A 21,815-nucleotide genomic window follows, 5' to 3' on the forward strand; every position below is an offset into this window, starting at 1 on the left:
GGAAGGGACCTGACTCATGGGAGCCCAGCTCCGGGTCTACAAGCGTCGCATCCGATCCGTCACCGCGACCAAGAAGATCACCAAGGCGATGGAGATGATCGCCGCCTCGCGTGTCGTCAAGGCACAGCGCAAGGTGGCGGCCTCCACGCCGTACGCGCAGGAACTGACCCGCGCGGTCACGGCGGTCGGCACCGGGTCGAACACCAAGCACCCGCTGACCACCCAGGCCGAGAAGGTCACCCGGTCCGCGGTGCTGCTGCTGACCAGCGACCGGGGTCTGGCCGGTGCGTTCAACTCCAACGCCATCAAGGCGGCGGAGCAGCTCACCGAGCAGCTGGAGCGGGAGGGCAAGCAGGTCGACACGTACATCGTCGGCCGGCGCGGTGTCGCCCACTACAACTTCCGTGAGCGCAGGATCGCGGAGTCGTGGAGCGGCTTCACCGACGAGCCCTCGTACGCGGACGCCAAGAAGGTCGCGGCGCCGCTGATCGAGGCCATCGAGAAGGAGACGGCCGACGGCGGCGTGGACGAGCTCCACATCGTCTTCACCGAGTTCGTCTCGATGATGACGCAGACCGCGCAGGGCGCGCGGCTGCTGCCGCTCAGCCTCGAAGAGGTCGCCGCGGAGGCCAAGCCCAAGGGCGAGATCCTCCCGCTGTACGACTTCGAGCCGTCGGCGGAGGACGTCCTCGACGCCCTGCTGCCGCGGTACGTCGAGAGCCGGATCTACAACGCGCTGCTCCAGTCGGCCGCTTCGAAGCACGCCGCCACCCGGCGCGCGATGAAGTCGGCCACCGACAACGCGGGCGAGCTGATCAACACGCTCTCCCGTCTTGCCAACGCGGCCCGCCAGGCCGAAATCACCCAGGAAATCAGCGAGATCGTCGGTGGCGCGAGCGCCCTGGCCGACGCGACCGCGGGGAGTGACAACTAATGACCACCACTGTTGAGACGGCCACGGCGACGGGCCGCGTCGCGCGGGTCATCGGCCCGGTCGTCGACGTGGAGTTCCCCGTCGACGCGATGCCGGACATCTACAACGCCCTTCACGTCGAGGTGGCCGACCCGGCCAACGCGGGCGAGAAGAAGACGCTGACCCTGGAGGTCGCCCAGCACCTGGGTGACGGCCTGGTCCGCACCATCTCCATGCAGCCCACCGACGGTCTGGTCCGCCAGGCCGCGGTCACCGACACCGGCACGGGCATCACCGTCCCGGTCGGCGACTTCACCAAGGGCAAGGTGTTCAACACCCTCGGCGAGGTGCTGAACGTCGACGAGTCCTACGACGGTGAGCGCTGGTCCATCCACCGCAAGGCCCCGCGCTTCGACGAGCTCGAGTCGAAGACCGAGATGTTCGAGACCGGCGTCAAGGTCATCGACCTTCTCACCCCGTACGTCAAGGGTGGAAAGATCGGTCTGTTCGGTGGTGCCGGCGTCGGCAAGACGGTGCTCATCCAGGAGATGATCTACCGCGTCGCCAACAACCACGACGGTGTCTCCGTGTTCGCCGGTGTCGGTGAGCGCACCCGTGAGGGCAACGACCTCATCGAGGAGATGTCGGACTCGGGCGTCATCGACAAGACCGCGCTGGTCTTCGGTCAGATGGACGAGCCCCCGGGCACCCGTCTGCGCGTCGCGCTGGCCGGCCTCACCATGGCCGAGTACTTCCGTGACGTCCAGAAGCAGGACGTGCTGTTCTTCATCGACAACATCTTCCGCTTCACGCAGGCCGGTTCCGAGGTGTCGACCCTGCTCGGCCGTATGCCCTCCGCGGTGGGCTACCAGCCGAACCTGGCCGACGAGATGGGTCTCCTCCAGGAGCGCATCACCTCGACCCGTGGTCACTCGATCACCTCGATGCAGGCGATCTACGTCCCCGCGGACGACCTGACCGACCCGGCCCCGGCCACCACGTTCGCCCACCTCGACGCGACGACGGTGCTGTCCCGTCCGATCTCCGAGAAGGGCATCTACCCGGCCGTGGACCCGCTGGACTCCACGTCCCGCATCCTGGACCCGCGGTACATCGCGCAGGACCACTACGACGCCGCCATGCGCGTCAAGAACATCCTGCAGAAGTACAAGGACCTCCAGGACATCATCGCGATCCTCGGTATCGACGAGCTCGGCGAGGAGGACAAGCTCGTCGTCCACCGTGCCCGTCGCGTGGAGCGCTTCCTGTCCCAGAACACCCACGTCGCCAAGCAGTTCACCGGCGTGGACGGTTCGGACGTGCCGCTGGAGGAGTCGATCGCCGCGTTCAACGCGATCTGCGACGGCGAGTACGACCACTTCCCCGAGCAGGCCTTCTTCATGTGCGGTGGTCTTGAGGACCTCAAGAAGAACGCCAAGGAGCTGGGCGTCTCCTGACCCGGGCCTCGTCGCTCGTGTCGTGAGGGGGCGGGGTCGTCCCGCCCCCTCTGTCACGCCTATTAGACTTGTAACCAACACCCGGCAGAACCGCCGGGTGGTGACCCGAGGAGCCACCCTTGGCTGCTGAGCTGCACGTCGAGCTGGTCGCTGCCGACCGCCAGGTCTGGTCCGGCGAGGCCACCCTGGTCGTCGCGCGCACCACGTCCGGCGACATCGGCGTCATGCCCGGTCACCAGCCGCTGCTCGGTGTGCTGGAGTCGGGCCCGGTGACCATCCGTACGAGTGATGGTGGAACGGTCGTCGCCGCGGTGCACGGCGGTTTCATCTCGTTCGCGGACAACAAGCTGTCCCTGCTGGCCGAGGTCGCCGAACTGGCCGACGAGATCGACGTCAAGCGTGTCGAGCAGGACCTGGAGCGCGCGAAGGCGGAGGACGACGCGGAGGCCAGGCGCCGCGCGGACGTCCGGCTCCGTGCGGCGACGGCGGCGCGTTGATCCAGCCCGCCGTGCGATGACGTCCCTCAGCCGCGGTCAGCACCGGAGCAATCCGGCGCTGACCGCGGCTGAGGCAGATCTGGGTGTTTTTTACGTTCCGTTACCTAGGAGACGAGGAGGTCGGTGCCGATGGTCCTCGCTCTGACTGTGTGCGGAGTAGTCGTCGCCCTGGTGGTGCTGGGGCTGTTCGTCTTCGGCCTGCGCCGCAGGCTCATCCAGCGCTCCGGCGGTACCTTCGACTGCAGCCTGCGCTGGGACGTCCCCGAGAAACCCGACACCGGGGGCAAGGGCTGGGCCTACGGAGTGGCCCGCTACAACGGCGACCGTGTCGAGTGGTTCCGTGTCTTCTCCTACGCCCCCCGCCCGCGCCGCACCCTGGAGCGCTCCGCGATCGAGGTGGCCGGCCGTCGTCTTCCCGAGGGCGAGGAGGAGCTGGCGCTGCTCTCCGACTCGGTGATCCTCACCTGTCTGCACCGGGGAACGCGTGTCGAACTCGCGATGAGCGAAGACGCGCTGACCGGTTTCCTCGCGTGGCTTGAGGCAGCCCCGCCCGGTCAGCGCGTCAACGTCGCCTAGGACTCAGGTGGCTCGGGCTACTTCAGCCCGTTGCTGATGGCGGTCGCCAGTTCACCGTTGCTGGTGTCGCCGCTGAACTCCCAGAAGAACGCGCCGCCCAGGCCCTGGTTCTTGGCCCAGGTCATCTTCCCGGCGATGGTCGACGGGGTGTCGTACGACCACCAGTTGCTGCCGCAGTGCGCGTAGGCCGTGCCGGCGATGGTGCCGTTCGCCGGGCAGGAGTTCTTCAGGACCTTGTAGTCCTCGATGCCGGGCTCGTAGGTGCCGGGTGCCGCGCCGGTGGCCGAGCCGCCGGGGGCGGACTGGGTGACGCCGGTCCAGCCGCGGCCGTAGAAGCCGATGCCGAGCAGCAGCTTGGCGGACGGGACGCCCTTCGCCTTCAGCTTGGCGATCGCGTCGGCGGAGTTGAAGCCCGCCGCCGGGATGCCGGGGTACGAGGTGAGCGGGGAGTGCGGGGCGGTGGGACCGTCCGCGTCGAAGGCGCCGAAGTAGTCGTACGTCATCACGTTGTACCAGTCGAGGTACTGGGCGGCGCCGCCGTAGTCGGCCGCGTCGATCTTGCCGCCGTTGGAGCCGTCGGCGGTGATGGCCGCGGTGACCAGGTAGTTGGAGCCGAACTCGGTGCGCAGCGCCGACATCAGGTTCCTGAACGCCGCCGGGCCGGAGGTGTCACAGGTCAGACCGCAGGCGTTCGGGTACTCCCAGTCGATGTCGATGCCGTCGAAGACGTCGGCCCAGCGCGGGTCCTCCACGACGGCCTTGCAGGACTTGGCGAACGCGGCCGCGTTCTGCGCTGCCTGGCCGAAGCCGCCGGAGTAGGTCCAGCCGCCGAACGAGTACAGGATCTTGATGTGCGGGTACTTGGCCTTCAGCTGGCGCAGCTGGTTGAAGTTGCCGCGCAGCGGCTGGTCCCAGGTGTCGGCGGCGCCGCTGACGGACTGGTCGGCGGTGTAGGCCTTGTCGTAGGCGGCGTAGGTGTCGTCGACGGTGCACTGACCGTTCCTGACGTTGCCGAACGCGTAGTTGATGTGGGTGATCTTCGAGGCGGAGCCCGAGGTCACCAGGTTCTTCACGTGGTAGTTGCGGCCGTAGACGCCCCACTCGGTGAAGTAGCCGAGGTTGATCTTCGTGCCGGGGCCGGGACCGGGGTCGGTGCCGCCGCCGGTGGTGCGCACCGCGCGGGCGCCGGAGACCGGGCCGGTCTGGTCGGCGGTGTCACGGGCCTGGACGGTGTAGGAGTAGTCGGTGCCGGCGGTCAGGCCGGTGTCCGTCCAGCTGGTACCGGTGACGGTGGCGACCTTGGTGCCGCCGCGCAGGACGTCGTAGTTCTTGACGCCCTTGTCGTCGGTGGCCGCGCTCCAGGACAGCTTCACCGAGGTGTTGGTGATGTCCGAGGCGGAGGGGGTGCCGGGGGCACTCGGCGGGTTGTCACCGGGGACCGAGCCGCCGTCGCAGCTGCCGCCGTTCAGCTTGCAGTTGGCCGGGGCGCCGGAGCCTGTGCCGTTGAACCCGAAGGAGACGGAGGCGCCGGGGGCGAGGGTGCCGTTCCAGGACTTGTTCTTGGCCGTCCAGTGCGTGCCCGACGAGGTGATGTCGGCGTCCCAGCCGGAGGTGACGGACGTGCCGGAGGGGAAGTCCCACTCCACGGCCCAGGAGTTGATGGTGGTGGTACCGGTGTTCTTGACCGTCCACTTGCCCTCGAAGCCGGAGCCCCAGTCCTGGGTCTTGGCGTAGGTGGCAGTGGCTTGGGTGGCCGCCTGGGCGGGGGCGGCGAGGCCGACCAGACCGGCGAAGGGGAGCAGCAGGGTCGCGAACCCTGCCGCGGCTCTGTGTCTGAAGCGCATGCTGCGCCTCCTTATGGGGTTGTCGGGGGCATGACTGAGCCATCAGACCCTCAGTGCCCGCGAGAATAGAAAGGTCTGGACCATAGGTCAATAGGTCTGGACCACTGTCCCCGGTCGGCTGCTAGATCCCCAACTCCTGCGCCAGTACGGCGGCTTGGACCCGGCTGCGCAGCTCCAGCTTCCCCAGCAACCGGCTGACGTGGGTCTTCACCGTCGCCTCGGCCATGTCGAGGCGCGCCGCGATGTCGGCGTTGGACATGCCCTCACCGAGACAGGACAGCACCTCGCGTTCGCGCCGCGTCAGGCAGTCCAGCACGGAGGGGTCGGCCTTCGGCTCCCGCACCGGCTTGGCCGCGAACTCGGCGATCAGCCGGCGTGTGACCGCCGGTGCGATCAGCCCCTCCCCGCGCGCCACCGTGCGCACCGCCTCCAGCAGCTCCCTCGCCTCCGTGTTCTTCAGCAGGAACCCCGAGGCGCCCGCGCGCAGCGCGCCGAACACATACTCGTCGAGATCGAACGTGGTCAGGACGAGGACGTCGGCCAAGCCCTCCGCCACCACCTGCCGGGTCGCCGACACCCCGTCCAGCCGGGGCATCTGAACGTCCATCAGCACCAGGTCGGGCCGGAGCTCACGGGCCAGCGTCACGGCCTGCTCGCCGTCGCGTGCCTCGCCGGCCACCTCGATGTCGGGCGCGCTGCCCAGGATGAGCACGAGCCCGGCGCGCACGGCGGACTGGTCCTCGGCGACGAGCACGCGGATCATGGGGTCTCTCCTTCGGCGGATGTGGCACGGCTGCGGCGCCACGACGGTGCGGGGGCGGACCCGCGGCGGCGGTACGGCGGCCTCATGAGGCGCCTCCGTCCTCCCCGACGGGCAGGGTCGCCCGTACGGCCCAGATCTTGCCCTCGGGGGAGTCCTCCGGCCCGGCCTCGAAGGTGCCGTCCAGGAGGGCGGCCCGCTCCCGCATGCCGACCAGGCCGGCGCCGGACCCGGGCGCCCGTGGCCCGTCGCGGTCGCCGCAGGGGCTGGTCACGGTGATGTCCAGCGAGCCGTTCCGCCGCAGCAGCGCGACCGTGACCCGGCCGGGACCGGCGTGCTTGAGGGCGTTGGTGAGGGACTCCTGCACGATCCGGTACGCGGCCAGCTCGACCGGTGCGGGCAGTGCCTCGCCGTGCCCGGCATCGAGGGTGACGTCGAGGCCGTTGGCCCGGGCGGTCCCGACGAGGGCGCCGAGGCCGTCGAGAGTGGGCGCGACGGGGTTGCCTCCCTGCCCGAGCGAGGCGGAGAGCCCGGTGGGCGACTCGGTGTCGCCGCTGTCGTCCCGCAGGATGCCGATCAGCCGGCGCATCTCCGCGAGCCCCGCGACGCTGTTCTCGCGGATGACCCCGAGGGCCTGCCGGGTGGTCTGCGGTTCGTCGAGGGAGAGCGCGGCCGTGGAGTGGATGGCGATCGCGGAGAGGTGGTTGGCGACCATGTCGTGCAACTCCCTGGCCATCCGGGCGCGTTCCGCCGTGACGGCCTGGACGCGGTCCATCTCGGCCAGCAGCGCCGTCTGCTCGGCACGCAGCCGGGCGGACTCGGCGGCCTCCCGGTGGTTGCGCACGATCAGGCCGGTGGAGGCGGGCGCGAAGGCGACGATGCCGGTGGCCACGCCGATGAGCAGGGCCTCCGGCTCCCGCCACATCGCGAACGGCACGATCGCCCCGGCCACCGTGAGCAGGCCGGTGATCCAGGGGATGCGGCGGGCCGAGGTGGGAGTGCCGTACAGGACGGCCGCGTACATCACGTCGGTGTACATCAGGACGGTGACCAGATTGCCCTCGGTGACGGTGTCCGTGATCAACGCGGCCGTGGCGGTCAGCAGGGCGGTGCGTGGGGCGGCCCGGCGCAGCACCTCGCAGCCCGCCATCACGACGAGCGGCACCAGCAGGGGCCAGGTGCCGGGCAGCAGCACCATGGGCTGGCCGGCCGGGCGGACCCCGAGGCCGATGCCCCACAGCAGCAGGCCGCCGAGCAGGCCGGTCAGCCCGATGTACACGTCGAAGCGGTGCGGGCGGGGGAGTCGTACGGCCATGTCTCCATCCAACACGGCGGACGTGTCCGGTGCCTGATCCCGTGGAAGGGTCCGCGAGTACATCGAAGGATGCAGTGGCGGTTCGTCACCGGCGACGACGCATCCGGCGGGTCCCGGCGGGAGCCTTGAACGGTGACCGAGAGGAGTGAGCCGTGATCGTCACGCTGATCATCGTCTGCGAGGTCGGCTTCTGGGTGCTGCTGGCCGCGGGGCTGTTCTTCCGCTATGTGCTGCGGATGCGCCGTACGGGGCTGGGCCTGCTGTTGCTCGAACCGCTGCTGGAGGTCGTCCTGCTGATCGCCACCGCGGTCGACCTCAAGAACGGCGCCGACCCGAGCTGGAAGCACGGTCTGGCGGCCCTCTACATCGGCTACACCGTCGGGCACGGCCACCGCACCGTGAAGTGGCTCGACGGCCACGCCGCCCACCGCTTCGGCGGCGCCGCGCCGCCCGTGCAGCCGCCGCGCTTCGGGATGGCCCGGGCCCGCCACGAGGGCAAGGTCTGGCTCGGCACGGTCGTCGCCGCCTCGGTGGCCGGCGTGCTGCTGCTGATCGCCATGTGGTACGTGGACGACCCTGGCCGCACCGGCTCACTGGAGAGCTGGATCTTCATCGCCTGGCGCGCGGCGGGCATCCACGGCCTGATCGCCCTGTCGTACGCCCTCTGGCCGAAGAAGGCACCCCGCGAGGAGGGCTCAGCGCTCCCCGCCCGGGACCCACAGAACGTCACCGATGTCCTTGTTGGCCGACCGGGCGAGAATGAAAAGCAGGTCCGATAGCCGGTTGAGATAGGTCGCGGTGAGGGGGTTCATCGTCTCGCCGTGTGCCTCCAGCGCCGCCCAGGTGGAGCGCTCGGCCCGCCGTACGACGGTGCAGGCCTGGTGCAGCAGGGCGGCGCCCGGTGTGCCGCCCGGGAGGATGAAGGAGCGCAGCTTCTCCAGTGGCTCCAGGAAGCGGTCGCAGTCCGCCTCCAGCTTGTCGATGTAGGACTGCTCGACCCGCAGGGGCGGGAACTCCGGCTTCTCCACCACCGGCGTGCACAGGTCCGCACCCACGTCGAACAGGTCGTTCTGCACGCGGGTGAGGACCTTGACGATCTCCTCGTCCAGGTTGCCCAGTGCGATCGCCGTGCCGAGCACCGCGTTGGCCTCGTTGGCGTCGGCGTAGGCCGAGATCCGCGGATCGGTCTTGGCGACCCGGCTCATGTCACCGAGGGCGGTGGTGCCCTGGTCGCCGGTACGGGTGTAGATGCGCGTCAGGTTGACCATGAGGCCAGCGTAGTTACGCCCCGGCGGTTCGGAACACGCGTGTGCCCACCGTCACGGACAGCGCGGCGAGGCCGACGGCCACCAGGACGCCGTACAGCATGGGCGGACCGGCGTAGTCGCCGACGAACGCGGCGCGCACCGCGTCCACCGGACAGCGGAACGGCACGAGGCGCGAGAGCGCGTCGAGCCACGCGGGCCCCAGCGTCATCGGCAGCATCAGGCCCGACAGGAGCATCATCGGCATCGTCATGGCGTTGAGGGCCGGCCCGAACTCCTGCGGGGTGCGGACCTTCATCGCCGGCGCGTACGACAACGAGGCCGGCGACACCGTCGGCAGCCCGACGAACGCCAAGCCGATCAGTACGCCGGGCAGCGGAGCCCTGAGGCCCCTCACCAGCGCCGCCAGGACCAGCAGCACCGCCTGGAAGACGAACACGGTGGCGTCCCGCAGGACGCGTCCGCAGCAGCGGCGCCAGCCGGCTGACCGGAGTCACCCGCATGTGCTCCACCACCCCCTGCCCGTTCTCGATGGTGATCGAGAACCCGGCGAACGACGCGCCGAACAGCCCGAGTTGCAGCAGTAGACCCGGGACCAAGGACCCGCCAGGAACTGCCCCGCACACGAACGGCCGCCAGATTCTCACGGGCCGCGCCCCGGCCGAGGTGTCGCGCCAGATGCTGGTGCTCCTTGACGACATCGAGGAACTGTTGGGGGAGAGGGTGCTCAACTACGCCGTACGAGGCGCCCCGTGAGCCGTGCCGGTGTGATGTCCGTCATGTGAGACGTGACGCGCATTACTTCCCGGTCACACGGACCCTCCCGGGCGCTAGGGTCCGCCGGAGAGCCATACGTAAACAGCAGGTAAGCATCACAAGGGGAGTCGTCAGTGGCACGGAAGCTCGCCGTCATCGGGGCCGGTCTCATGGGTTCCGGCATCGCCCAGGTCTCCGCACAGGCGGGCTGGGACGTCGTCCTGCGTGACGTCACCGACGAGGCACTCAGGCGTGGCACCGACGGCATCAAGGCCTCGTACGACAAGTTCGTGAACAAGGGCAAGCTGGAGGCGGACGCCGCCGAGGCCGCCCTGGCCCGGATCACCGCGACCACCGACATGGACGCCGCCGCGGACGCCGACATCGTCGTCGAGGCCGTCTTCGAGAAGCTGGACGTCAAGCACGAGATCTTCCGCACCCTGGACAAGATCGTGCGCCCGGACGCCGTGCTCGCCTCCAACACCTCCGCCATCCCGATCACCAAGATCGCGGCCGCCACGGAGCACCCGGAGCGGGTCGTCGGCACGCACTTCTTCTCGCCGGTCCCGATGATGCAGCTGTGCGAGCTGGTCCGCGGCTACAAGACCAGCGACGAGACGCTCGCCACCGCGCGGGAGTTCGCCGAGTCGGTCGGCAAGACCTGCATCGTCGTCAACCGCGACGTGGCCGGGTTCGTCACCACCCGGCTCATCTCGGCGCTCGTCGTCGAGGCCGCCAAGCTGTACGAGTCGGGCGTCGCCTCGGCCGAGGACATCGACCTCGCCTGCAAGCTGGGCTTCGGCCACGCGATGGGCCCGCTGGCCACCGCCGACCTCACCGGTGTCGACATCCTGCTGCACGCCACGAGCAACATCTACACCGAGAGCCAGGACGAGAAGTTCGCCCCACCGGAGCTGATGCGCCGGATGGTTGACGCCGGTGACATCGGACGCAAGAGCGGGCAGGGCTTCTACAAGCACTGAAACGGCGCACACCCCTGAGACATCACACCTCGGGTTGAATTCGGTATCGGTTCGCTTACAAGCAGCAACCGCGCCGCCACAGAAGCAGTCAGACGTTGCACAGCCACCGTCATGGAGTACGTCACCGCACTCACGGGAGCGCATATGCACATCAGGGGCGACCACGCCGAGGTGGTCGTCGGGGGCCGCCTCGACGTCCGCACCGCGGCGGACGCCCGTACGGTCCTGCACTCGGCCGTCGACGACGGCGACGGCGACCTCGTCCTCGACCTGTCCGAACTGGACTCGTGGGACGCCACCGGACTCGGGGTCATCATGGGTGCCCACCGGCGGGCCGGCCGCTGCGGCCGGCGGCTGGTGCTGCGCGGCGTACCGCCGCAGATGCAGCGCCTGCTGGTGGCCACCCGGCTGCACCGGATCCTGGCGATCGAGGGCGGCATCGGCGTGGAGTCCCTGCCCCGGGTGTGACCCCCGGCCGGCGGCGTCACCAGCACCGCGGGAGACCGGGCAGCTCGCGGCGAATCGCCCGACGCACCCAATCCTCACAAGACCGTGACGTCTCGGACCCCGTGGCACCCCGGGCTGTCGTGAATACTGACCGACGGTTTAAGGTTCGGTCGCCCGCGTCTGATCCACCCTCGTGCGGGCCCGGACCAGAAGCGACAGCGCGGTGTGCGGCAAGGCCGGGAGGGGCTCTACGCACCCGATGCTTTTGGGGGGCTTGAACCTATGGACCCGAACAACCGGGGACCCGAGGAGTACGGCCACGACGGTGACGGCAACACGCCGCGCCAGCGCCCGCCCAGGGACTCCCTCACAACCGACTTCGGCCAGCACGCGCCCGCACTCGCCCGCACCGTGCAGCTGGTCTCCGGCGACTTCCTGCTCACCGTCAACCCCGTCGACGGCAGCGAGATAGAACTCTGCCCGCCCGGAGAACGCCCCGGCAGACCCGAGAAGCTGACCCCGGCCCAGCGCACCGAGGTCGCCCGCGCGGCCGCCCCACCGGTGCCGCCAGGACCTGGCCGGCCCACCCTGCCGCTCCTCGGCCGCCAGGACGAACGCGAGCGCCTGGTACGGCTGCTCGCCCGCGGCCGCTCCGTGCGCCTCACCGGCCCCGGCGGCTCCGGACGCAGCACACTCCTCGACATCGTCGCCGAGGACTGCGCGGACCTCGCCCCCGACGGCGTCGTCCGCCTGACCGGCTTCCAGCGCACCGCGGCCGATCTGCTGCACGACCTCTTCCACGCCGTCCACGGTGCGCCGCTGCACCGGCCGGAACAGGACGAACTTCTCGCCTGCGTCGGGGAGATCGGGGCGGTCGTCGTCCTCGACGACATCGAGTTCGGCGGCGCGGCGCTCGACGAGCTGCTGGACGCCACCCCCGAGTGCGCCTTCCTCGTCGCCGCCACGCCGGACGTGCCCGCGCCGTCGGCCGAGGCGGCGATCGAGGAGGTCTTCCTCGACGGCCTCGACCGCGCCGGCGGCCTGGAGCTGCTGGAACACGCCGTCGGGCGGCCGCTCACCGAGGACGAGTCCAACTGGGCGGGCGACCTCTGGTTCGAGTCCGAGGGCCTGCCGCTGCGGTTCGTCCAGGCCGGCGCCCTGCTGCGGCAGCGCGACCGGCTGCGCGCCGGCGCCGACGCACTCGACGAGTTCGGCGTCTTCCAGGACATCCCCGTCGACGAGCCCTACGACGCCGTCCCGGGCCCGCCCATCGGCGAGGACGTCCCCCTGCCCTCGCTCGCCGAGGGCGCCGCACCCGCGGCACTGCTGGCCTCCCGGCTCAGCGCCTCCGCCCGCGCCACTCTGCGGTTCGCGGTGGCGCTCGGAGGTGAGGTGCCCCACCAGGCGCACCTGCCCGCCCTGGTCGGCGACACCCACGCCGACGCCGCGCTCGGCGAGTTGCTGGGCTGCGCGCTGGTCTCCCCGGTCGGGGCCCGCTACCGGCTCGCCGCCGGGGTGCAGACCCAGCTGGAGGCCGCCGGATACGCCGACGACCCCCAGGACCACGCCCTGACCGCCACCCGGCACTACGCCTGGTGGGCCGGGCACCCCTCGGTCACCCCGGAGCGGGTGTGCGCCGAGGCGGACGCCGTGCTCACCGCGCTGAGTGCCCTCGTACCGGCGACGGTGGCGCCCGCCGAGGGCGAGGACAGCCCGGCCGTGCAGCTGGCCCGCACCGCCGCGCCCGCCTTCGCCGCGGGCCTGCACTGGAGTGCCTGGGAACGGGCGCTGCGCTCCGGCGCGGAGGCAGCCCGGCTCGCCGGCGACGTCGCCGAACAGGCCTACTTCCACCACGAGCTGGGCATCCTCGCCCTCTGCGAGGGGCGGCTGGAGCGGGCACGCGCCGAGCTGGAGGCGTCCATCGGGCTGCGCGGCGCCCTCGCCGACAAGCGCGGTACCGTGGCCGGCCGTCGCGCTCTCGCCCTGGTGACCGACCGGGAGAGCACGGCCCCCGCTGTCCGGACGCCGCTCACGCTCGGCGCCACCGCCGGCGAAGAGGTGCCCGACGCCCGCCATGAGGAGCCGGTGCCGCCGCCCGGCGGGTTCCCGGCGGTGCCGGCGGACTTCCCGCCGCCGCAACGCCCCGGCAGCGCCCCGGACCTCGTCACCCACCGCTCCACGCCCGGAGCGGCCTCGGGGCGCGGCCGGGGCGGGGGTCTGCGCGGTCTCGCCCGGCGCAACCTCGTCGCGACCGGCGCGGGCGCGCTTCTCGTGGCGGTGCTCGGCACGGTCGTGACGCTCGGCGCCACCTCCGGCAACGACGCCGAGAGCCCTTCCGATCAGGTCGGCGTCAACCCGTCGGCGAGCCAGGGCCCCGGTGACGACAGCCTGGGCGCGGACAAGACGGACAAGGACGACGACGGCGGCAGCGGGGCGACCGGCCGCCCGACGGATCCGGGACCCGACGGCACCTTCGGCACGACGGACGATCCGACGCCACGGGACCCGGATGCGGGTTCGGGAGCGGGGGAGCCGTCCGACGAGCCGAGCGGTACGAGGAACCCCGGCGGGGGCGGGTCCCCGGGGTCGCCGTCGACTTCGCCCACGAAGCCGCCGGCGTCCACCAAGCCCCCGACCGAGACGTCCAGGCCCCCGACGGAGACCTCCGAACCGCCCACCGAGACCACTCCGCCGCCGACGGAGACCTCGGAGCCGCCGACGTCTTCCCCCTCCACCTCCAACAGCGCCAGTTCTCCCATCGAGAGCACCGCGGCCAGCGCCCCGGCGTCCAGCGCCGCGGGCACGCCCAGCAGCCCGGAACAGCTGATCTGAGACCGCCGACACGACGAGGGCCGGGTCCGCACCAACGGACCCGGCCCTCGTCGCGGTGCGGCTTTCCGTACCGGAAGCCGCACGGAAAGCCCTCAGAACAGCCGCAGCTTGTCGTCCTCGATCCCCCGCAGGGCGTCGTAGTCCAGCACCTGGCAGCCGATCCCGCGGTCCGCCGCCAGCACGCGTGCCTGCGGCTTGATCTCCTGGGCGGCGAAGATGCCCCGGACCGGCGCCAGATGGGGATCGCGGTTGAGCAGCTCCAGATAGCGCGTGAGCTGTTCCACGCCGTCGATCTCGCCGCGCCGCTTGATCTCCACCGCGACCGTCCGGCCGTCGGCGTCCCGGCACAGGATGTCGACCGGGCCGATGGCCGTCATGTACTCGCGGCGGATCAGCGTGTAGCCGTCGCCGAGGGTCTCGATGCGGTCGGCGAGCAGTTCCTGGAGGTGCGCTTCCACGCCGTCCTTGATCAGGCCGGGGTCCACGCCCAGTTCGTGCGAGGAGTCGTGCAGGACTTCTTCCATCGTGATGATCAGCTTCTCGCCCGCCTTGTTGACGACGGTCCAGACGCCGGCCTCCTCACCGGTGCCCTCCTTCAGCGTGCAGGGCGGCGACATCCAGTTCAGGGGCTTGTAGGCCCGGTCGTCCGCGTGGATCGAGACGCTGCCGTCCGCCTTGACCAGGATCAGACGGGGGGCGGTGGGCAGGTGAGCGGTGAGCCGGCCCGCGTAGTCGACGGAGCATCGGGCAATGACGAGACGCATGGTCGGCAACGCTACTCGACGGGCTCCTGTGCACGCGATTCGCCCTGGAAGACCCGTGTTCGCCGCTGGCCGATTGTGTGCCCACCGAGATCTGCCTGTGTGTGCATTCTTCTGGTGCGGTCACCGTCCGTTGCCTACCGTATTAAACGGGAGGTCGTGATGCGTGTACACAGCGTGTTCGCTTTGCGTGCTCCCTCATCTGTCCGGCAACCCCTGCTGGTTGGGGGTGCGAGAGGAGAACCCATGTCGCTCGACGTCTCACCGGCCCTACTCGAACAGGCCGAGCGAGGCGAGGTCGACGAAGCTGAATTCGTCGACTGCGTCCGGACCTCCCTGCCCTACGCATGGGAGATGATCAGCTCCCTGGCGGTCCAGCTGAAGGTGGACGGCGGAGAGTTCGCCGACAACCAGACGCCCCCGCCGGACGAGCAGGCACGCGGTCAGCTGCTGCGTGCGCTCGCGAGTGACGCCATCCGCGGTGCCCTGCAGCGGCACTTCGGTGTGCGGCTGGCCTTCCAGAACTGCCACCGTGTGGCGGTGTTCCCGCTGGACGCCTCGGCGGACGAGAGGCTGGCCCGCTTCACCTCGATCCGGGGCCAACTGCTGAACCAGTCCCCGGAGCTGCGGGACTGCTGAGGGGGGTGAACCGCTTGCTTGCCGCTCCGTACGCGGGAGGTGCGATCTGTACCGGAGCGGCAAGCCTCCCGCGCCGCGGAGGCGCTCACGTCAGCTGAGGCAGCACCTCGGCGCCCAGCCGCCGTACGTTCTCCTCCGTGGCCGCCAGGTCGCCGGAGCCCTCGACGAGCAGGGCGAAGCGTGAGACGCCCGTACGCTCGCTGGTCGCCGCCAGCCGGTCGGCGCACAGCCGGGGCGTGCCCACCGGGTGCAGCCCGCAGAGCAGTTCGGTGTACGCCAGCGGATCGCGCATCCGGCGCTCCCTGCCGTCCACCGTGACATGGGCGTCGAGACCCTGTTTCAGCCATCCCGGCATCGCCTTCATCAGCGTCTCCGCCGCGTCGGTGCGACGGTCCGCGATCTGGCAGACGCCGGCCGAGACATGGGCCGCGCCGCGGATCTCGTCGCCCGTCCGCCCCGCCGCGCGCGCGTGCTGCCGCCACAGGGAGACCATCTCGGCCTTTTCCTCGTCCCCGACATGCATGCCGAGCAGCATCGGCAGCCCGCGCTCGGCGGCCATCCGCACGCTCGCCGGGGAGGTGCACGCGACGAGCACCTCCGGTCCCTCGGTCTCCGTCAGGCACTCCGAGGGCCGTGGCACCACGGGGACTTCACGGAAGGCGTACCGGCCGCCGGATCCCTCCACCGCCGGCTCGCGCAGCCAGCGCATGAGCAGATCCAGTGACTGCGGATACTCCTTCTCGTACGCCTCCAGTCCGTTCCCGAAGACCTCCAGGTCCACCCACGGCCCACCGCGCCCGACGCCCAGCGTGAGCCGGCCGCCGCTCGTCACGTGCAACAGCGCGGCCTGTTCACCGAGGGCCACCGGGTGCGTGGTGGGCAGCACACTGACCGCCGTACCGACACGGATACGGTGGGTGCGGCCCAGTACCAGGGCGGCCAGCGTGATCGCCGACGGGCAGGTGCCGTACGGCACGAAGTGGTGCTCGGCCAGCCACACCGAGTCGAGCCCCGCCTCCTCGGTGAGCTCCGCCGAGCGGACCGCCCGGTACAGCGCCTCCCCCTGGCCCTGACCCGGGAACTGGGCCGCCAGCACGAATGTTCCTACGCGCATCGCTCTTCCTGCTTCCTTGGCTCCGACACGGAGCTCCCCCACCCGGCATAACCGTCTGACACGTGCCGAGGACACGGCCTGGCGAAGAGATTTGCGGATTGTCGGCAGAATGAACGGTCGGAGAGGGGGACTTGTCAGGTTCGCCGCTTTCCGCGTACCCCTCTGCGGGCCGCGTAGGCTGGACATGACCCGGTTCCTGTATAGCTCCGTGAGGTGTCCCGTGTCCCCGCGTCGCAACCGCCCGAAGGGTCCCCAGGCCGCCGGCTCGTCCGGCCGGAGCTCCGAGGACGACCCCCGCGGCCGCTACGGGGGCTGGCAGACCTCGCAGGACTGGCAGGGCGAGGACTGGAGCGTGCGCCATGTGGCGGGGGCCAGCTCCGAGGGCAAGACGTACCGCTGCCCCGGCTGCGACCAGCTGATTCCGTCCGCCGTACCGCATGTGGTGGCCTGGCCGGAGCACGCGGGCGTGGACGACCGCCGGCACTGGCACAAGGCGTGCTGGAACGCGCGGGACCGCCGCACCACGCGGGTGCAGCGGCCCCGTAACGCGCCGAAGTTCTAGCGGACTCGGTCCTGTGTTCCAGGGGTCGTTCCGGGCGCCGTACGGCACCCGGAGCCGCCCGCCGTCCTACACGTCCCGCTTCTCCAGCAGGGCGTAGGCGCCGGCGAACGCGGCGGCCGTCACACCGAGCATGATCCACAGCGGGTCCCAGCCGGACGGGCCGGACTCGGTCAGCGAGTTGGCGTAGAAGATGCTCAGCTGGTTCGGGATGGAGTACTCGAACAGGGCCTGGCGGACGTCCTCCAGCGAGGACGCGAACATGAACATCGCGATGACCAGCGGGGCCAGCACCGCCGCGATCATGATGGTGATGGCGCCCGCCGAGTGCCGGACGATCGAGCCGACGAGGAGCGAGAGCAGTCCGAGCAGCGCGATGTACAGCGAGACGCCGACCGTGCCCTTCAGCCACTCCTCGCCCACGGGCTCCCTGGCGGCGCTCACCATGCCGACCTGGACGAAGGCGACGAGGCCGGCGGCGACGAGCGTGACCACGAAGGCGAGCGAGAAGAACACGATCGCCTTCGCCACGAGCACCCGCGAACGCGGCGGGCACGCCGTCATCGTCGTCCGGATCATGCCGGTGCCGTACTCGGAGGCGGTGGTCAGCACGCCCAGCGTGATGATGCACATGCTGCCGAGCAGCAGCCCGAAGAAGCCGAGGGACAGCGCGGACTCCCCGCCGAGCTCCGACTCCGTGGAGGTGTTCGCCGCGACCAGCGCTCCGGCGAGCAGCCCGATGCCGACGACCAGCAGGATGAACACACCCAGCGTCCACATCGTGGAGCGCACCGACTTGATCTTCGTCCACTCCGAGGCGAGCGCGTGCCCGAGATGGGTGCGGACGACCGGGATCGGCGAGGTGTAACCGGAGTACTGCGCGCCGGGCGCGGCCTGCGGCATGGGGGGCTGGGGCGTGCTCATCGGGCGTCCTCGGGCTTGGTCTCGTGGGAGGGGGCGGCGGGGGAGGAGGCGGGCGGCTGGGCGGCGGGCGCGGCAGCCGGGGGCTGCCCCGGCGTCGCGGATTGGGCGGCGTACGGCTGCGGGGCGGCCTGTGCGGCCGCCTGCGGCGCCTGCTGGGCGTACGGGTTCTGCGGGCCCGCGCCGGGGGCCGAGGGAGCGCCGTACGGCCCCGGCGGCATCGCGAAGGGCTGCCCGCCCTGCTGGGGCGGCGGCGGGGCGTACCAGCCCGGCTGGCCCTGGCCCGGCACCGGCATCGGCGGCTGCGCGCCCTGCGGCGACGGCTGCTGAAGCCCGGCCCGCTGGTCGACCGTCGAGCGGTAGTCGACGGCGGCCTGGGTCATCCGCATGTACGCCTCCTCGAGCGAGGCCTGGTGCGGCGACAGCTCCCACAGCCGGACATCGGTCTCGTGCGCGATGTCGCTGATCCGCGGCAGCGGCAGGCCGGTCACCCGCAGCGCGCCGTCCTGCTCGGGCAGCACATGGGCGCCCGCCTCGGCGAGCGCCGAGGACAGCTTCTCGCGCTGCTGGGGCTCGGTGTCGGGCGTGCGCACGCGCGCGAAGCCCGCGGAGTTGGCCGCGATGAAGTCCCGCACGCTCATGTCGGCGAGCAACTGCCCACGCCCGATGACGATGAGGTGGTCGGCGGTCAGCGCCATCTCGCTCATCAGGTGCGAGGAGACGAAGACGGTACGGCCCTCCGCCGCGAGCGCCTTCATCAGGTTCCGCACCCAGAGGATGCCCTCGGGGTCGAGGCCGTTGACCGGCTCGTCGAAGAGCAGCACCTGCGGGTCGCCGAGCAGTGCGGCGGCGATGCCGAGCCGCTGGCCCATGCCGAGGGAGAAGCCCTTGGAGCGCCGCTTGGCCACGTCCTGCAGGCCGACCACGCCGAGCACCTCGTCGACCCGCCGGGCCGGGATGCCGGACAGCTGGGCCAGGGACAGCAGGTGGTTGCGGGCGGTCCGGCCGCCGTGCACCGCCTTGGCGTCCAGCAGGGCGCCGACATGACGGGGCGCGTTCGGCAGCTTGCGGTAGGGGAAGCCGCCGATGGTCACCTTCCCCGCCGTCGGATTGTCCAGCCCGAGGATCATCCGCATCGTCGTCGACTTGCCCGAGCCGTTCGGCCCGAGGAAGCCGGTGACGGCACCGGGCCGCACCTGGAAGGAAAGGTTGTACACCGCGGTCTTGTCACCGTAGCGCTTGGTCAGGCCGTCTGCCTCGATCATGCTCCGCACCCATCGAATGGTTCAGGACAGCGGGGCACACGCCCCCGTAAGGGTTAGGAGGATACCGAGGCGCTGACGGTTCCCTCCAAGTCCGGGTAAAAAACGGGGCGAACCTCAGGGGTCGCTACGCGTCCCGCCGCTTCAGCAGCACGTAACCGCCGATCAGCGCCGCGATCACCCACAGCACCATGATCCCCAGCCCGCCCCAGGGGCCGTACGGACTGTCGTCCCCCACCGGGGGCACCACCTGCATGATCTTGCTGCCGGCCTGGTCGGGCAGGTACCGGCCGAGCTTCTTCGTCGCCGAGACGTTGCCGAGGATGTTGGAGATCAGGAAGAAGAACGGCATCAGGATGCCCAGCGACAGCATCGGCGAGCGCAGCATCGCGGCGACGCCCATCGAGAACATCGCGATGAGGGTCATGTACAGCCCGCCGCCGATCACCGCGCGCAGCACCCCCTGGTCGCCGAGGTCCGCCCGCAGGTCGCCCAGCATGGCCTGCCCGAGGAAGAAGGCGGCGAAGCTGGTGGCCATGCCGACGGCCAGGGCGAGCAGCGTCGCGACGGCGATCTTGCTGAACAGGAAGGTGCCGCGCTGCGGCACGGCGGCCAGCGAGGTGCGGATCATGCCGGAGCTGTATTCGTTCGACACGACGAGCACCCCGAAGACGATCATCGCCAGCTGACCGAGGCTCATGCCCGCGAAGCTGATGAACGTCGGGTCGAAGGAGAGCCGGCCGGCCTCGTCCATCTTCTCGAACTCGCTCCTCGACAGTGCCGAGATCAGCATGCCGAGCGCGATCGTGACGACCACGGCGAGGGACAGCGTCCACACCGTGGACGCGACGGAGCGGATCTTCGTCCACTCCGACCGGATGACCTGGGTCGCCGCCATGTCAGTCCTTCCTCCAGCCGTCGCCCCACTGCTGCCCGGCCGCCGAGTCGGAGTGCGCGTGGTACTCCACCGACTCCGCCGTCAGCCGCATGAACGCCTCCTCCAGCGAGGCCTGCTGGGTGCTCAGCTCGTGCAGCACGATCTGGTGCTGTGCCGCCAGTTCCCCGATCCGCTCCGGTTTGGCGGCGTCCACCTCGAAGGCCCCGCTGCCGGTCTCCACCACCGTCAGCCCGGCGCCGTGCAGCACATCGAGGAGCCTCTCCCGCTGCGGGGTGCGGATCCGGACACAACTGCGCGAGTTCCGCGCGATGAAGTCGGCCATGGACAGGTCCGCGAGCAGCCGGCCCTGGCCGATCACGACGAGATGATCGGCCGTCAGCGCCATCTCGCTCATCAGGTGGGAGGAGACGAAGACCGTGCGGCCCTGGGCGGCCAGCGTCTTCATCAGCGTGCGGATCCAGTGGATGCCCTCGGGGTCGAGCCCGTTGACCGGCTCGTCGAACATCAGGATCCGCGGGTCGCCGAGCAGCGCGCCCGCGATGCCGAGCCGCTGCCCCATGCCCAGGGAGAAGCCCTTGGCCTTCTTCCTCGCGACCGCGGTGAGGCCGACGGTGTCGAGCACCTCGTGCACCCGCCGGCTGGGGATGCCGTTGGCCTGGGCCAGGCACAGCAGATGGTGGTAGGCGGAGCGGCCGCCGTGCACGGCCTTGGCGTCGAGCAGGGCGCCGATGTACCTCATCGGGTCCTTGAGCTGGTCGTAGTGCTTGCCGTCGATCCGCACGTCGCCGGCGGTCGGATGGTCCAGGCCCAGAATCATGCGCATGGTGGTGGACTTGCCCGCGCCGTTGGGACCGAGGAAGCCGGTGACGATGCCCGGTCTGACGGCGAAGGTCAGCTGGTTCACCGCCACCTTCTCGCCGTACCGCTTGGTCAGCCCGGTCAGCTCGATCATGCGGCCACGCTAAAACGGCACAAAGCCCTCTGCCACCTCAGTGGCAGAGGGCTCCGCAGGTGTTCAGCAGCTGTATGCCGGGTGGTTACCGGGACTGCTGCGCGGGCACTCCCCGGGAGACCGGCTCGTCCTCGGCGGGCGTACCGGCCGCGGCCACCGCGGCGCCGGTGAGCGTGGCGAGCATCTCGCGCACGTTCGTCAGCTGGGCGTTGATCGAGTCGCGGCGGTTGGTGAGGGCGGCCAGCTCGCGCTCGGATTCCGAACGGATGCGGTCGGCCTTGGCGTTGGCGTCGGCCACGATGTCCTCGGCCTGGCGCTGAGCCGTCTCCACCGTCTGGCGGGCGCGGCGCTCGGCGTCGGTGCGCAGCTTCTCGGCCTCCAGGCGCAGCTGCTCGGCGCGGTGCTCGATCTCGGCGAGGCGCTTCTCGGCCTTGGCCTGACGGGACGCAAGGTCACGCTCGGACTGCTCGCGGCGCTTGGCGAGGTTCGTCTCGAAGTCGGCGGCGGCCTGCGCGGCCTTCGCACGGGTCTCCTCGAAGAGCGCGTCCGCCTCCTCGCGCTTGGACTGCGCGTCCTTCTGCGCCTCGGCGCGCAGCTGGGAGGCTTCGCTCTTGGCCTTCTCGACGATCCGGACGCCCTCGTCCTCGGCCTTGGCCTTGCGCTCCGCCGCGAACGACTCGGCGTCGTTGCGCACCTGCTGGGCCGCCGACTCGGCGAGTTCGCGGTGCTGCTCGGCCGCGCGCCGGGCCTCCTCGCGCAGGTCCTTGGCCTCTTCCTCGGCGAGGCGGAGGATCTTCTCGACACGCGCGCCGAGACCGGCGTACGACGGCTCGGCGTCGGTGACGGCGGCCTGGGCGTTCTGCGTCTCGAGGTGGAGCTCCTCGATGCGCTTTTCCAGAGCGGTGATGCGGGAGAGAGCGCTGTCACGGTCGGAGACGAGCTTGGAGATACGTTCGTCCACCTGAGCGCGGTCGTACCCACGCCGCACAAGCTCGAAGCCGTAGGGGGAAGTGTCGCTCATGGGGTTCCTGTCGAATGAGACCGGTGAGGTGATAGGTGGAATC

21 protein-coding genes and 2 pseudogenes are annotated in these 21,815 nt (G+C 70.6%); 11 read left to right on the forward strand and 12 right to left on the reverse strand.

Annotated elements, in window-relative coordinates; genetic code table 11:
* Positions 1-16: 16 nt before the first annotated feature.
* From ACIHCM_RS33630 to ACIHCM_RS33645, 4 genes are all read left to right on the forward strand, one after another.
* Positions 17-934 carry a F0F1 ATP synthase subunit gamma gene (locus ACIHCM_RS33630; RefSeq protein ID WP_399904492.1) on the forward strand — a complete coding sequence of 306 codons (918 nt, stop codon included), beginning with the start codon at positions 17-19 and terminating at the stop codon, positions 932-934.
* A complete protein-coding gene (gene atpD / locus ACIHCM_RS33635) occupies positions 934-2,370 on the forward strand; it encodes a F0F1 ATP synthase subunit beta (protein ID WP_399904494.1) in 1,437 nt (478 codons plus the stop codon). Before ACIHCM_RS33630 ends, atpD begins: the two co-directional genes overlap by 1 nt.
* A 119-nt stretch (positions 2,371-2,489) precedes the next feature.
* Complete coding sequence (locus ACIHCM_RS33640) at positions 2,490-2,867, forward strand: F0F1 ATP synthase subunit epsilon (protein ID WP_399904497.1); 378 nt, start codon at positions 2,490-2,492, stop codon at positions 2,865-2,867.
* Positions 2,868-2,996: 129 nt separating this feature from the next.
* The gene (locus ACIHCM_RS33645; protein WP_399904500.1) at positions 2,997-3,443 is read left to right on the forward strand and encodes a DUF2550 domain-containing protein; all 447 of its coding nucleotides are present in this window, start codon (positions 2,997-2,999) and stop codon (positions 3,441-3,443) included.
* A gap of 17 nt (positions 3,444-3,460) precedes the next feature.
* Here the strand turns inward: ACIHCM_RS33645 and ACIHCM_RS33650 are convergent, their stop codons facing one another.
* From ACIHCM_RS33650 to ACIHCM_RS33660, 3 genes are all read right to left on the reverse strand, one after another.
* Positions 3,461-5,287, reverse strand: a complete 1,827-nt coding sequence (locus ACIHCM_RS33650; protein WP_399904502.1) for a glycosyl hydrolase family 18 protein — start codon at positions 5,285-5,287, stop codon at positions 3,461-3,463.
* Positions 5,288-5,408: 121 nt separating this feature from the next.
* Complete coding sequence (locus tag ACIHCM_RS33655; RefSeq protein WP_399904504.1) at positions 5,409-6,050, reverse strand: response regulator; 642 nt, start codon at positions 6,048-6,050, stop codon at positions 5,409-5,411.
* A gap of 82 nt (positions 6,051-6,132) precedes the next feature.
* Complete coding sequence (locus ACIHCM_RS33660) at positions 6,133-7,362, reverse strand: sensor histidine kinase (RefSeq protein WP_399904508.1); 1,230 nt, start codon at positions 7,360-7,362, stop codon at positions 6,133-6,135.
* A 152-nt stretch (positions 7,363-7,514) separates the two neighbouring features.
* Here ACIHCM_RS33660 and ACIHCM_RS33665 point away from each other — a divergent pair, with 152 nt between their 5' ends.
* Entirely contained in the window at positions 7,515-8,141 is a 627-nt protein-coding gene (locus ACIHCM_RS33665; protein WP_399904510.1) for a hypothetical protein, read from the forward strand.
* Here the strand turns inward: ACIHCM_RS33665 and ACIHCM_RS33670 are convergent.
* Positions 8,058-8,630: a cob(I)yrinic acid a,c-diamide adenosyltransferase gene (locus ACIHCM_RS33670; protein WP_399904513.1), complete on the reverse strand. Its 573-nt coding sequence runs from the start codon at positions 8,628-8,630 to the stop codon at positions 8,058-8,060. The two genes, ACIHCM_RS33665 and ACIHCM_RS33670, sit on opposite strands and share 84 nt — an antisense overlap.
* Before the next feature lie 13 nt (positions 8,631-8,643).
* Positions 8,644-9,248 (reverse strand): annotated as a pseudogene (locus ACIHCM_RS33675) (ABC transporter permease); the annotation flags it as partial.
* Positions 9,249-9,275: 27 nt separating this feature from the next.
* On the opposite strand from ACIHCM_RS33675, the pseudogene ACIHCM_RS33680 reads away from it, so the two are divergent.
* The 4 genes and pseudogenes from ACIHCM_RS33680 to ACIHCM_RS33695 form a co-directional block, all read left to right on the forward strand.
* A pseudogene (locus tag ACIHCM_RS33680) lies at positions 9,276-9,383 on the forward strand (TetR/AcrR family transcriptional regulator); the annotation flags it as partial.
* A gap of 134 nt (positions 9,384-9,517) precedes the next feature.
* Positions 9,518-10,366 (forward strand): 3-hydroxyacyl-CoA dehydrogenase family protein, encoded by an 849-nt coding sequence (locus ACIHCM_RS33685; protein ID WP_399904516.1) that lies wholly within the window; start codon positions 9,518-9,520, stop codon positions 10,364-10,366.
* 144 nt (positions 10,367-10,510) lie between these two features.
* Positions 10,511-10,834, forward strand: a complete 324-nt coding sequence (locus ACIHCM_RS33690; protein WP_365452203.1) for an STAS domain-containing protein — start codon at positions 10,511-10,513, stop codon at positions 10,832-10,834.
* 261 nt (positions 10,835-11,095) lie between these two features.
* On the forward strand, positions 11,096-13,645 hold the full coding sequence (locus tag ACIHCM_RS33695) for an ATP-binding protein (protein ID WP_399904519.1): 2,550 nt from the start codon (positions 11,096-11,098) through the stop codon (positions 13,643-13,645).
* A gap of 92 nt (positions 13,646-13,737) precedes the next feature.
* On the opposite strand, the gene nucS is transcribed toward ACIHCM_RS33695, so the two are convergent.
* Positions 13,738-14,409 carry an endonuclease NucS gene (gene nucS / locus ACIHCM_RS33700; RefSeq protein WP_399904520.1) on the reverse strand — a complete coding sequence of 224 codons (672 nt, stop codon included), beginning with the start codon at positions 14,407-14,409 and terminating at the stop codon, positions 13,738-13,740.
* Positions 14,410-14,652: 243 nt separating this feature from the next.
* On the opposite strand from nucS, the gene ACIHCM_RS33705 reads away from it, so the two are divergent.
* Positions 14,653-15,045 carry an SCO5389 family protein gene (locus ACIHCM_RS33705; protein ID WP_393105241.1) on the forward strand — a complete coding sequence of 131 codons (393 nt, stop codon included), beginning with the start codon at positions 14,653-14,655 and terminating at the stop codon, positions 15,043-15,045.
* Between the two features lie 85 nt (positions 15,046-15,130).
* On the opposite strand, the gene ACIHCM_RS33710 is transcribed toward ACIHCM_RS33705, so the two are convergent.
* Entirely contained in the window at positions 15,131-16,159 is a 1,029-nt protein-coding gene (locus tag ACIHCM_RS33710) for an LLM class flavin-dependent oxidoreductase (RefSeq protein ID WP_399904523.1), read from the reverse strand.
* Positions 16,160-16,379: 220 nt separating this feature from the next.
* Between ACIHCM_RS33710 and ACIHCM_RS33715 the strand changes: the two genes are divergently transcribed.
* Positions 16,380-16,721, forward strand: coding sequence for an ATP/GTP-binding protein (locus ACIHCM_RS33715; protein ID WP_399904526.1), 342 nt, complete (start codon positions 16,380-16,382; stop codon positions 16,719-16,721).
* A gap of 66 nt (positions 16,722-16,787) precedes the next feature.
* Here the strand turns inward: ACIHCM_RS33715 and ACIHCM_RS33720 are convergent, their stop codons facing one another.
* The 5 genes from ACIHCM_RS33720 to ACIHCM_RS33740 form a co-directional block, all read right to left on the reverse strand.
* Positions 16,788-17,642 carry an ABC transporter permease gene (locus tag ACIHCM_RS33720; protein WP_399904529.1) on the reverse strand — a complete coding sequence of 285 codons (855 nt, stop codon included), beginning with the start codon at positions 17,640-17,642 and terminating at the stop codon, positions 16,788-16,790.
* Positions 17,639-18,904, reverse strand: coding sequence for an ABC transporter ATP-binding protein (locus tag ACIHCM_RS33725; protein ID WP_399904531.1), 1,266 nt, complete (start codon positions 18,902-18,904; stop codon positions 17,639-17,641). The genes ACIHCM_RS33720 and ACIHCM_RS33725 overlap by 4 nt, the downstream gene beginning before the upstream one ends.
* 124 nt (positions 18,905-19,028) lie before the next feature.
* Positions 19,029-19,799, reverse strand: a complete 771-nt coding sequence (locus tag ACIHCM_RS33730) for an ABC transporter permease subunit (protein WP_399904533.1) — start codon at positions 19,797-19,799, stop codon at positions 19,029-19,031.
* Position 19,800: 1 nt separating this feature from the next.
* Complete coding sequence (locus ACIHCM_RS33735) at positions 19,801-20,751, reverse strand: ABC transporter ATP-binding protein (RefSeq protein WP_399904536.1); 951 nt, start codon at positions 20,749-20,751, stop codon at positions 19,801-19,803.
* An 85-nt stretch (positions 20,752-20,836) separates the two neighbouring features.
* Positions 20,837-21,772, reverse strand: coding sequence for a cellulose-binding protein (locus ACIHCM_RS33740; protein WP_399904538.1), 936 nt, complete (start codon positions 21,770-21,772; stop codon positions 20,837-20,839).
* Positions 21,773-21,815 lie beyond the last annotated feature (43 nt).

The organism is Streptomyces sp. NPDC052023, from assembly GCF_044548465.1.
Lineage (GTDB): Bacteria > Actinomycetota > Actinomycetes > Streptomycetales > Streptomycetaceae > Streptomyces.